6 protein-coding genes and 1 pseudogene are annotated in these 11,405 nt (G+C 62.6%); all 7 read right to left on the reverse strand.

Translation table 11 applies throughout. The features are described from left to right. Positions 1–94 precede the first annotated feature (94 nt). A complete protein-coding gene (locus tag AC5STB_RS22615; RefSeq protein WP_495445103.1) occupies positions 95–2,200 on the reverse strand; it encodes a serine/threonine-protein kinase in 2,106 nt (701 codons plus the stop codon). Further along, positions 2,197–2,979 carry a PP2C family protein-serine/threonine phosphatase gene (locus AC5STB_RS22620; RefSeq protein ID WP_495445104.1) on the reverse strand — a complete coding sequence of 261 codons (783 nt, stop codon included), beginning with the start codon at positions 2,977–2,979 and terminating at the stop codon, positions 2,197–2,199. The genes AC5STB_RS22615 and AC5STB_RS22620 overlap by 4 nt, the downstream gene beginning before the upstream one ends. Then, positions 2,969–3,643: a type VI secretion system-associated protein TagF gene (gene tagF, locus AC5STB_RS22625; RefSeq protein WP_495445105.1), complete on the reverse strand. Its 675-nt coding sequence runs from the start codon at positions 3,641–3,643 to the stop codon at positions 2,969–2,971. Before tagF ends, AC5STB_RS22620 begins: the two co-directional genes overlap by 11 nt. 4 nt (positions 3,644–3,647) lie before the next feature. Continuing rightward, entirely contained in the window at positions 3,648–7,280 is a 3,633-nt protein-coding gene (gene tssM, locus AC5STB_RS22630; protein WP_495445106.1) for a type VI secretion system membrane subunit TssM, read from the reverse strand. 1 nt (position 7,281) lies between these two features. Next, positions 7,282–8,838: a type IVB secretion system protein IcmH/DotU gene (icmH, locus tag AC5STB_RS22635; RefSeq protein WP_495445107.1), complete on the reverse strand. Its 1,557-nt coding sequence runs from the start codon at positions 8,836–8,838 to the stop codon at positions 7,282–7,284. Continuing rightward, a complete protein-coding gene (gene tssK / locus AC5STB_RS22640; protein ID WP_495445108.1) occupies positions 8,838–10,172 on the reverse strand; it encodes a type VI secretion system baseplate subunit TssK in 1,335 nt (444 codons plus the stop codon). The genes icmH and tssK overlap by 1 nt, the downstream gene beginning before the upstream one ends. 105 nt (positions 10,173–10,277) lie before the next feature. Then, positions 10,278–11,405, reverse strand: a pseudogene (locus AC5STB_RS22645) (hypothetical protein); the annotation flags it as partial.

The following is an 11,405-nucleotide window of genomic DNA, read 5'->3' on the forward strand; positions in this document are numbered from 1 at the left end:
AGATCTTTCATGACCGCCGGACAAGTCAGCGGCTAAACCGGTTCCAGGGCACGTCCAGCCTAATCAAGTCAGGGGGGCTCTGGAGTTTTGCGGTTCAGTCCCTTGAGGGCACTTCGGATGCACCCGGCTCTGCTTGAGTGGAAACGGTGTCAGGGACTGTCAAAAGCACATAGGAAAGAGCAGCGCTGGCCTGGCGGCGCTTCGACCGGATTTCCGCTAGAACCTGAGGCAGCAGTATTGCCGCATCTTTGCCGTCCGGGGCGGTGGCGGCGTGTATCAGAGGGACGTCGCTTGCCACTGCCAGGACAAGCTGCGGCGCAGCCTTGGAGCCCGGCGCCAAGTTCAAACCGAATTCCAGGCTCCGGTCTGCGCCGCTGCCCTGGGCCAGCCGGCCGGTGAGGTTGTAGATTCTGCCCTGGGCGCTGATCAGAACCACCCAGACCGATTGTCCAGGCATTGCGCGGACCGCGGCTTGCAGCGCCTCGCCGCTGACAGCACGATCACCTGAAAGTACCAGCTGCACGGGATCTGGCTGGCGGCCCTGGAGGGCGCGGGCGAAATAAGCCCCCGCGCATTGTTCTTGGGTGATCGTGCGTTGCAGAAGCGCCGGACGGGTTCCGAAGCGATCCTCGTAAGCTGCGGGCAAAGTTTCGAACCCGTCACCATCCGCCGAATAGGTTTCCACCATGCCTGCATTGGGACCGGAAGGAAGCCGGGTGGCGAAGCCGCAGGCACCCGCGTCAAATGCTGCAAGAAACCCATCGCGGGTATTAGGAGAAGGCGGCGGAAGATCCGGGGCGGGCGACTGGGCAGCCGGTTTTTCAATATTGGCCGCCAGAGTAGTAAACCCGGATTGCAGCTGGCCTGATCGCCAAGCATGCCAGCCGGCTGCACCAGCGAGGAGACACAGCAGCATCGCGAACGCGGCCGCATTGCGCCCGGCGCTCCGCGTTTTCTGATGCCGGGTTCCTGCAGGACCACGTGCCGCCGGGGGGATCAGCGCGGACTGGCTGGACAAGGCTTCGGCCGCTGAGGTCTGCGCGGCCATTAATGAAGTTTGTGGCGGCAAGGCCAACCCGGCTGCAGAGATCTGCAACCCCGGCACCGGAAGCGGTACACTGGCGGCTTCCCTGTTAGAGGGCGTCGAATTTGCATCGAAGCCGTTCAGAAGCTGCAGCACATCCTGCATCGTTGCGGGCCGCTTGGCCGGGTCGGGCTGCAGCATCCGTGCCAGCAGCGGCTGGAAATCTTCCGGCAGCGCCGACAAATCCGGGACTTCTCTGCGGGCCTCCACGGCCTCCGAAATGGAACTGCCCATTTCCAACGGTTTTCCAAGCAGCGCTGCCGCGGTCAGCAGCGCCAGCCCGTAGATGTCGGTTGCCGGGCTGGTTCCGCCGCCGAAGTGGCCCAGTTGCTCCGGGGCTACGTATTTGAACTTGCCAGCAAACTTGCCCGCTGCGGCGCCTTCGGGAATCGTTTGGGCCCGGGCAATGCCGAAATCGATCAGACGCGCCTCGCTGACGATGCCGAGCGGCAGCATCACGTTGTCCGGCGACAGGTCGCGATGCACCACACCTTTCCCATGCGCCTTTGCCAGCCCCTTTGCCAGGCGCCGGAGCAGAACCTTGCCTGTTTCGCCTGGAAGAGCCCCGTACTGTCGTAAGTAATCCGACAACGGGATACCGTCGATGAATTCCATCACCAGAAAATAGCGGTTCAGATCCCGGTCATGGACGTAATTGTAATAGCGGACAATAGCGTCGTCAGTCAGCAGCCGCAGCGTGCGCGCCTCGCGCCGGAACATGTCGCCGGCTTGCATATCGCTGATAAGCTCTGGCCGGATCGCTTTGATCGCAACAGGGTCTTCGGTGCCAATCTCGATGCCCCTGTACACTTCACCCATACCACCGGATTTCAGCGCCGTTTCAATGCGGTAGTTATTATTGATAACGGTGCCGGGCCTGAGGCCTGAGGAAGCTGCCGGCGCGGTGCCGTCCTCCGGGCGTGAAAGAGAGGCAGGAGCCGCGCTTGCCGGGGCGGCAGGATCTCTGTCGGGTGCTGCATGCGGGTGCTCATGCAATGCAGCAGGCTGGCGCGACATGCTCAGCGCCTGTTCTCCGCTCATGATCTGCGTCCGGTCGTCCGCACCGGCAGAAGCGGATTCATCAGCCTGAGGGTTTTCGGGCGCCGCCCTGCTCATGCCAGATCGTCCAGGATGTCGTCAGCCGGCCAGCTGCCGCCGCCGGGGTCAGCGGTGCAACGGACGGCCACCACCGTGACATTGTCCTTGGCGCCGCGGTTCAGTGTTTCACGGACCAGCGCGTCACACGCCTGTTGCGGTGGCATAGACGCGAGGCAGGCGGCGATTTCGTGGTCTTCTATATGTTCAGTCAGCCCGTCTGAACAAAGGCAGAAAACGTCCCCCGGCTCAAGCTTGCCGCTGACCTGGTCGCACTGCGGATCACTTCCGGTGCCAATAGCACGGGTGATGACGTTCTTGCGGGGCCAGTTCTCAGCCTCCTCAGGCGTTATCGTACCTGCGGCGAGCAGCGCGTTGACTTCGGTGTGGTCGCGGCTTTGCTGAACCAACTGGCCGTTGCGCAGCAGGTAGGCGCGGCTGTCGCCTGACCAGATGCAGGCATAGCGGCCACCATGCACCAGAAGTGAGACCACTGTGGAACCGACCGTGCAGCCGTCCAGCTCCGCACTCCGCGCCCGGATCTGGTCGCTGGCTAGACGCAGCCGGTCCATGAACCGGGATGTCAGATCCTCTCCGGAGGCCGCGCAGCCGACTGAATTCAGCTGCTGGACAATGGAGGAGCTGGCAAAGTCGCCCGCCGCATGGCCGCCCATGCCGTCGGCGACTGACCACAGCCCCCAATCGGGGCGTGCCAGCAGGGCGTCTTCGTTGACTTCTCGGCGGCATCCCACGCTGGTGGCCGATCCGGTTTCAAACGCTGGGCAGAATTCAGCTGTCACCGGCCACCCCTTCTGAGCTTCGCGGCGTGCCGGCCAGCAGCCAGTGAAGTTCCGGTGCCGCGGGCATGCCGCCGCATCCGAGCCAGATGGCTGCTTTGGCACTGCTGGCAGGCGCCCACCAGTAACTGCGTGTCAGCAGCGCGCGTTCAGCATCTGCTCCGCTGGCCGCATTGAGCAGCTTGGACAGATCGCCGCTGGGCTGATGCGCCCACAAAGTGCTTCCTGTCTGCACGGTCTCCTCATCTTCTGAGGGTAGCTGCAGATGCAGCCCATCCAGCAGGGCAGCCCCCCCCTGCCCCGGCTGCATGGCCGAGAAATGAGCCGCCAGCACCTCATAGGCGGATTGGTCCGGATCCTGCAGCGGGGCGGGCACCGCTGCAGCCTGAGCAATCAAAAACAGAGGGTAACGCCGCCCGGCGCGGTCGCTTGAACAGCGCAGCACCCCCATCAGGCTGCGTCCCAGAACAGCGCGTCCGATCCAGAACCGCAAATCCTGCGCCTGGTCCCAGAATTCGGGCCAGTACTGCCCCTGCTGGTCACGGATCTCTGGCAGACAAGTGTCGAGCCAGGCCTCCATCTGCTCCACCACCTGCGTTTCTACATTGGCGCGGAGAAAGTCGCCATATCCGGGATGTTTGCCAAACAGGCCAATGGTCGCCGCCATACTGCTACTCCAAAGTGACGGGGCAGGAGAAATCTGCCAGTTCCGGCATCAGGAAAGGAACGGTGGTGCTGTCGAACTCGATCCGGTAGCTGATTGAGCGGCCGCCGATTTCATGGCGCACATCCACTACATTTCCCCTGACCTTAGCCCGGCCCTGACGCAGGAAAGTGACAATGTCCCAGCGCCCCTCGGAGAAGCTGAGCGCCGATTGCCGCTGCCGTTTTTGCGGGAACAATTCCACTGAAACACCGGAGGATTGCCCCGGCCAGGACAGAGCCGCAGGGGTGCTGTCAGGCTGAGTTCGAACGGAGGCCCCGTTCACGGACAGCACGGCCAGCTCCACCGAAGGGGAGGAGTCTGCATGCACAATTGACATGCCGACTTCCGGCTCCGGTGCGCCGGAGGCAAAGAACGCCAGCTGTATGGCTTGTGCGTTACCGAATTGCTGCAGGACTTCGGGCGACAGGCGCTGCCCGGTAGCGCTGCCTGGCGCGGGCTTCAACCCGTCCGGCGAGCGGACCACATGAGGTTGCAGATAGGAGGTGTAGAACCTGTCCATCCGGCCGCCGGGGCCGAAAAACTGGCCGAACACCGCGGGTGACACATGCCGCCCGCTGCCAAAAGGATAAAGCGGCGCAATAAAGTCCCTGCAGAACTGTGTCACCTCATCGTTCAGCGCCCGGTTCAGCTGCGACATTGCCGCGTCCTGGGCTTCGGCCCGGAATTCGCTTTCTGCCTCATTCAGCAATTGTGCCATCGGGGCTGGCAAGGCGGTATTATTCATGGTCAGCGCCGAGAGCGTCTGACTGAGCATCGCCTCGTCTGCCGGGGTCGGTGCAACAGCCGCCTGCCGCCGGTTCTCGCGCAGGTCGCCAAGCGCGGAAAGCACCAGATCGATCGGGCGCTGTCCCGGCTTGCCGTTCAACAGGCTGTGCCACTGCGCAAAGTCATTGGAGATGCGTTCCACCTGCCGCCGCTGCAGATCCTTGCCATGGGCCTGGCCCGCCGCGCCAGCCTGAGTTTGCACCTTGCCGCGCGCCTTGAAACTGTCCAGGGCCACTTTCTGGAATACGCCCGATTTGCTGTAAATGCGCTTGAACACGGCATCGCCCATGTTAGCACCCAGATCGCCCCCAGAGGCAGCAACGGCAGCCGGGTCCAGCGCATCCAGCTGATCGTAAAAGCGGGACAGCCGGGTTTCTTCTTCGACCGCTTCCACCAGTTCCAGCAGCGGTGATGCGACCTGCGACGAGGCCGCAGCCAGGGCGCCGTACTGCGGTGCGTCCGCCGACATCCGGGCCAATCCGATCTGTGCAAACATGGCCTTCCAGGCGGCGCTGAATTCCAGCCGGTAGACCCGGTGCAGCTCTGCCTCCAGCCCGGCAAGCTGGGTCTCGTATCCGACCCGCCCCGCGGCCTCGCCCAGCACCCATTGGTCTTCGCGCAGGCGGGTACGGGCTGTGGTCAGCTCTTCCAGGAAGTAGCCCCAGTATCCCTCAAAAGTGTAGAGCGCCGGCACGCCAACTGACTGTAGCGGCGTGCCGTCGGTGGTTTCCAGCACCTGGGCCACCTGGCCTGACAGCCGTTCCGCCATATTGAAGTCGCGAATGCCTGAGGTCGCCGCGCGTTCCTTGATCAGGGCATACGCCTGTTCGGCGAGCGGTAAGTTGACGATCGCTTCACGGGCCTGGCGGACGATCTCCGGATCGATCCCGATCGCCTGCTTGCGGTCTCCGTCCAGGTCCAGCAGCGCTGCCAGATGCGCCAGCAGCTGTTCGCGCTCGTCAATTTGGCCCGGCGCGTTAAACTGGCGCCGCCAAAGCTGCTCAAAGTAGCTGACGACTCCGGCGTCATTGGCCGCGCTGTCGCCTTGCCCTGCCCCGCCCAGCACCAGATAGACCTTGAGCGCGCGATAGACTTCGGCGGTGTCCTCATCAGCAATCAGCTGAGGAATGGTATTTTCCATATGCAGCACCAGACGCGGGCGCAACATGCGTTCCAGCCCGTCGGAATAGGCCCGGTGCGTGGCCCCCGAAAGTTCGGCATGGCGCGACAGGCCAAGCCCTTGCCAGAATCCCGGCTGTTCCGGATCGCCATAGCCGGTTGTCATATCGCGCAGGTCCTGCAGATACGGCATCACCGGTGATGGATCGGTATCGTCGATCACGGTGCGGGACAGCTCGTTGCGGGCGGCATCGAAGAACGCCACAGCATCATGTTCGGCTGTGCGGGTCAGCGTGGCGTTTTGCCAATAGCTGTAGGCGAAAGCGCTCATTGATCCGGCCGTGCCAAGCAGTATGACGGCTAAAGCCGTGCTGCGAAGAAGCGCCGTGCGCCGCATGGCGGCGCGGTCGAACCCGACCCAGCCGCGCTCTTCAAAGATCACCTTCTTCATCAGGTCGTGCAGGAAGTAGGACTTGCCCTTTCCGGACATGAAAGCGGGCTGGAACAGGCCCGCGTCCCCATTGTTGCGCGACATTTCCCCCAGCACTTGATCGACCGGTGTGCCCTCTTGGGTGCCGGAAGTAAAATAAAAGCCGCGCAGCAGAGCGTTGGTTTTGTAGCGGGTAGGTTCAAAGACGACGCGCAGGAATTCGCAGATGTTTTCGCGCAGCATCGCCATCTGGCCCGGAAGGCCGAAAATTGCAATGCGGCTGGCTCCGTCGGGTTCCTCGTTCATCCGGTCGATCACCTCATCCGAAAGACGGCTGATCAGCTGGTCAAACTCCGCACCTGCCTGTTTATAGGTCTCCACGCTGCGGTCCTTGGTCTGGAAGGTCGCCCCCCAGACGGATTTCCGGCGGCTTTGGCTGAAGCTGGCGAAATACTCCCGAAAGCCCGAAATCAGGTCCGCCTTGGTGAACAGCACATAGACCGGGAAGTCGATCCTGAGGGTTTCATGAATTTCGCCCAGCCGCGCCCGCACCGTGGCGGCATGGGTGGCAATCGAGGCAGGGGAGGCAGACATCATGTCCTCGACCGAGAAGGCCAGAATGACACCGTTCACCGGCTGGTCAGGGCGCCCTTTCTTGAGCAGGCCCAGGAAGGCATCCCAGCTGGCCTTGTCTGCCGCTGCATCACTGTCGTGCATGGTGTAGCGGCCGGCAGTGTCGATCAGCACGGCGTCTTCTGCAAACCAAAAGTCGCAATTCCGGGTGCCGCCGAATCCCTGTGCCTTGTCCGGCAGGGAATCCTGCCCCGGGAATTCGATCCCGGCATTTGACAACGCTGTAGTTTTGCCTGCCGCAGGCGGGCCGATGATCACGTACCAGGGCAAATCATAAAGGTAGTTCTTGCCGCCCGCCTTTTTCAGTTTCGCCATCGCCTCCTGCATGCGTTCGGTCAGAACCGATGCATCGCCCACAGGCTCCTGCAGCAGGCTGTCCTCCAGATCCTGCGCGCGCTTCCGGCGGCGGCGCCAGCGCAGTCCGTAATACAGCGCCAGTGCAAACAGGATTGCGCCAATCACTGCAGCGCGGAACCAGACTGCGGTGAACAGCGCCAGACCGGTCATCGGAAAACCGAACCAGATAGCGGCAAAGAGAGCGAGGATGCCGATCACGATCAGCGGAATGCGCATCCAGGGCTTGCGCAGCAGCTGGACTGGCAGGCTGAGAAAGGAAAGGAACCGGAACATTCTAGTTTTCTCTCGGAATCATGATTTCGACGCGGCGGTTGCGCGCCCGGCCTTCACGGCTGCTGTTGTCTGCGATCGGGTCCACTGCACCTTTGCCCTCGGCTGAGATGCGGCTGGCGTCAGCCAGTGCAGTGCCCAGCACGGCTGCAACGGTTTCCGCGCGCGCCAGCGAAAGCTGTTCATTGGTCTTGTAGCGCCCGCGCCCCGACGGCGGCACGCTGTCGGTATGGCCGACCACACGCACCGGGCCGGTTTCGCCGTCCAGAGCCGAGGCGGCAGCGTTGATCAGCAGGCTGATATCACTGCTTAGGTCCGCCGCCCCCGACTGGAAGCGCAGCGCCTGACCGACACGGATCAGCACCCAATCGTTGGTGCGGTCCAACTCGATCTGACCGGTTTCCAGCTCGCTTTCCAGCGCGCCGCTCAAACGCTGCATCTGCGTGCTTGGCGGCGGTTCATACGGTCGGACAACAGGCTGTGTGCGCTCAATGACAATACTTGGCTGGCCCTGGTGCAAAGCCAGAATGCCATCTCGCACAGCTGCGCTTTGCCGGGTAAGAAGGGTGGACAGCGTGGCGAACAGCGCAATAACCATCACCGCAGACACGCTGAGCGCGATCCACAGCGGCAGCTTGCCCTGATTGCGGCGGGTTCCAAGCGGCACCGCGCTCCAGCGCGGGGAGATATCGTCGTCGGGCCGCGGCTGCACCCTTCGAAGGGTTTCGTAGATGGCGGTGCGAATACGGGCGCTTTCCACCGTGCCGTTAGGCATGGTGCGGTACTGCCCCTCAAAGCCGAGCGACAGGCAGGTCAGCATCAGCTCCAGCAGATGTAAGCGCTGGCCGGGCGCGCGCATCGCCTCGTCCACCTTTTGAAAAAAACCCACACCGGATGACCGGTCACCAAAGAACCGCGCGGCCATGGAATACTCCTGCCACATGCCGCGGTCGGTACCTGGCAGGTTCTGCACGATGTCGTCCGCTGTGGCTGACAGCGCATATTTGGCATCCAGAACGTCTTGCGGCGCAGCATTGGCCGCATGAGCTTTTCGCTCAAAGGCTTCAATTTCGCGGACCACATGGTCAATCAGCGGTGCGGCCTGCATTTCCACAAGACCAGTGCGCAACCGCCCGAGCAGCACAAGCAGATCCGCAGCAGCCGCAATCAGCGGGTTGGACGACCGCCCGGCCCCGCTGCCCTGTGCCTTCAGCGCATCTGCCAGCGCGATACGCGGTTGCGCTTGCGGCTGGGCGGCATGCGCGGGTTGCTCGATGTCGGGGAAAAAACCGGCTCCGGCGGGCCGCTGGCCAGTCGCCGGCCGGTAGTGCGGCTGCATTTGCGGCGGCGCCGGCTGCGGCGGCAGCGCTCCGCCAAGCCAGGTGTCCTCTGCCCGGGGCTGCGCGCGCGCAACACGGCCCGGCCCGCCGCCGGCGGGCGGCAGCGGCTGCCCGAAAACGGTTTTCCCGGCTGGGGGCGCAGACGGCTGGCGTCCCGGCACCGGCCCTGGCACGGGCGGGATAGGTTGCCCGAAAACGGTTTTGTCGTCGTCTTCTGCCATCAGCCGCCCTCCGGCACCGCCCAAAGCTCAAGCTTCAGGTCCGGCCAATTGCCGGCGAAATGCAATCCAACTGCCGGAGCGGTCGAAAACTCCCGCCACAGTTCCGAAGACTTGTCGAGCAGGAAGTAGACATTGGTCGATACCACCCGGATCTGCCGCGGCGGATTGGGCAGATGCACCAGGCCGATACCGGGCAGATTGTTGCTGACGATCTGCTTCATGCTGGTGGACGGGCCGGCCTTGCACAACTGCGGGAACTGCTGCTGCACCTGGGTCAGCGGCAGGCTGGAGGAAACTTCGATGACAAATGTCGCCTGGGCGAACAAGTTGCGGTCATTTACCAACGCCGCAAAAGAGTTGGCGCGAACCTCATTCAGCGGCAACCGCACCGCCCGGCCGACATCCCGGGCCAGCAGCTGCTGGATGTCCTGCACCAGTGCAGTAAAGCTTTCCTTGCTGTCCTGATGGCTGTAGCGATCATACGTCCGCGTCCGGCGTGCACCCTGGTCAAAGGTGGATAATTCTCCGGCCAGTGCCAGCAGTTTTTCATAGAGCCTTTCGGGATGCAGATTGGCGAGCCCCTGCATGTGCTGCAGAACCGGCAGCTCTCGGTTCAGCACCATCAGCATAAGGTAATCAGTGGCCTGCATTCCTCCGCCAGAGGAAGGATCGGAGGCATAGCGGGCCAGGGTTTCCAGCTTTGCCTCGATCCAGCCAATGACGCGGCTCAGATAGCCCTCATAGGCCGGATGGACCCGTGTCACCAAGGCAACCGGCGGCACGCTGTCGTCCAGGGTGACGATACCGTCACGCACGTCAATGATGCGCGCCAGCCGGATGTTCTGGTAACCGGGGCGCGGTGTCTTGCGCAGAACCAGCTCCAGACGCGGCTGGGCAATTTCCACGATATGCTCAGAGCGGCTGGCCGAGGCGTTGTTGACCACGGTTTCGGTGTTCAGCACAAAGCGGGTCGCCGCATCCACTGCCGCAGGCGACACATCCTGGCCGCGGATACTGGTATCGGGCAGGGTCAGCCAGACATCCAAGCCCTGCACTTCGTCCTCCGGCACCTCCACCGGCAGCGGAAGCGACGCCGATCCGGGCGCATCGAAGGCCATGCCATCCGGCATGATTCCGGCGGCTGCTCGCAACCCGATCTTGCCTTGCTGGGCAAGGTCGCGATCAAAGCGCAGCTCGCTCATCCCCCAGGGATAGGGGGTAATACTCGCAGTCCGCTCGCGCAGCTGGTATTCCAGGTAGCGGTCGGCCTGCTGCAGATGGTGCGGCTGAAGGAAGAGTCCCTCTTTCCAGGCGACTTTGCTGAAATTTGACATAAGTATTCAATCGCTTCCATATCAAGCGGGCCGCTGGCCCCTGGTCAGAATGACGCAACTCTTAAGGCTTTCGGATGGGCCGTCAACACGGCCCGGTGGTGCCCCTCAAAACTGCAGGCGGATTTGCGCGGTTACACCCCAGCTGTCGAGACTGCCGCTGAACCTGCTGTCTGCACGGAACGATGTGTCCAACTGGCGCCCCGGCAGCGCGCTGCCGTGCTGCAGGATCTTGGTATAGTTCAGACCAAGGCTCAGTTCGCCGTAGGTGCCAAGATTGCTGCTGGTGCTGCTCAGAGCGGTTCCTGAACGTTCTCCGGTATCAGGGTCATACAGGAAGAAATTTGATTCCGCGGGCGATCCAAAGTCGTGATAGACTGTGGCTGTGGCAAAATAGTTGAGCGCAGAGGTTCCCGACGTGCCAACCCGGCTCTTGGACAAGCTCAGGCTGGCAAAGCCCACCCGGCTCTCAATGTCCGCGATTTCCAGCTCTCCGTTGTCAAAGAACAGTGTATCGGTTTCAATGTTCGAAAGGGAGAAACCCAGCGAGGGCACCAGCCGCAGATCCTTGGCCTCATTAATGGGAAGCGAGAGCCCAGCCGAGGCGCCAATGGTCAGGCCGCGGCTGTCATAAGACTGGTCGCGCACTCCAAAGCTCAAGTCCTCTGCTGTGAGCGTTGCATCACCGGACAGCGACCGCACCGTTTCCAGCGACGCCGCTTTCACCGTGTTGTCGAGATCGAATGAAGTCTGGTCCGCCCTGACTTGCACATCTGCAAACAGCACCCGGCCGGATTCTCCGAGACTGCGCGAGGCCGCCACATAAGCGCTGCCATAGCGTTGCGAGAACGTGCTGTAGTTGGTGCTCGTCTGCACATTCGGGTTCAGCTTGCCCGTGTTGGCGTCAAAATAGAAAACCGGCTGTGTGGTGGTGCCGCCATTGTAGCCCGCGATGCCGCCAAAGCTCAGATCCCACCCATTGAAGGAACCGCCAAAGCAGGAATAGTCCGCGCCGATCTGAAACCCGTGGTAATCCGCGGACAGTTCGCTGCTGTAGCTGCCAAGCGCGGTTTCGGATGTTCCGGAGGCGGTAGCGTGGCCGCCGGTGGCGCGGCTCCAGGTTCCCAGGCCACAGGGTTTATCGGACGGTACAGCGAGCCCGGTCACGAAGGGGCTTGTGGGACGGTTGACCACGCTGCCGATCAGCGATTGCGTCAGCGTCAGACCTGTTGCCAG

It is taken from the genome of Leisingera sp. CC-HEC093 (assembly GCF_059429195.1).

Excerpts from the sequence above, each read along its gene's own strand:
- AC5STB_RS22615 (WP_495445103.1), bottom strand. The coding sequence starts at position 2,200 with ATGAGCAGGGCGGCGCCCGAAAACCCTCAGGCTGATGAATCCGCTTCT.
- tagF (WP_495445105.1), bottom strand. The coding sequence starts at position 3,643 with ATGGCGGCGACCATTGGCCTGTTTGGCAAACATCCCGGATATGGCGAC.
- tssM (WP_495445106.1), bottom strand. The coding sequence starts at position 7,280 with ATGTTCCGGTTCCTTTCCTTTCTCAGCCTGCCAGTCCAGCTGCTGCGC.
- icmH (WP_495445107.1), bottom strand. The coding sequence starts at position 8,838 with ATGGCAGAAGACGACGACAAAACCGTTTTCGGGCAACCTATCCCGCCC.
- tssK (WP_495445108.1), bottom strand. The coding sequence starts at position 10,172 with ATGTCAAATTTCAGCAAAGTCGCCTGGAAAGAGGGACTCTTCCTTCAG.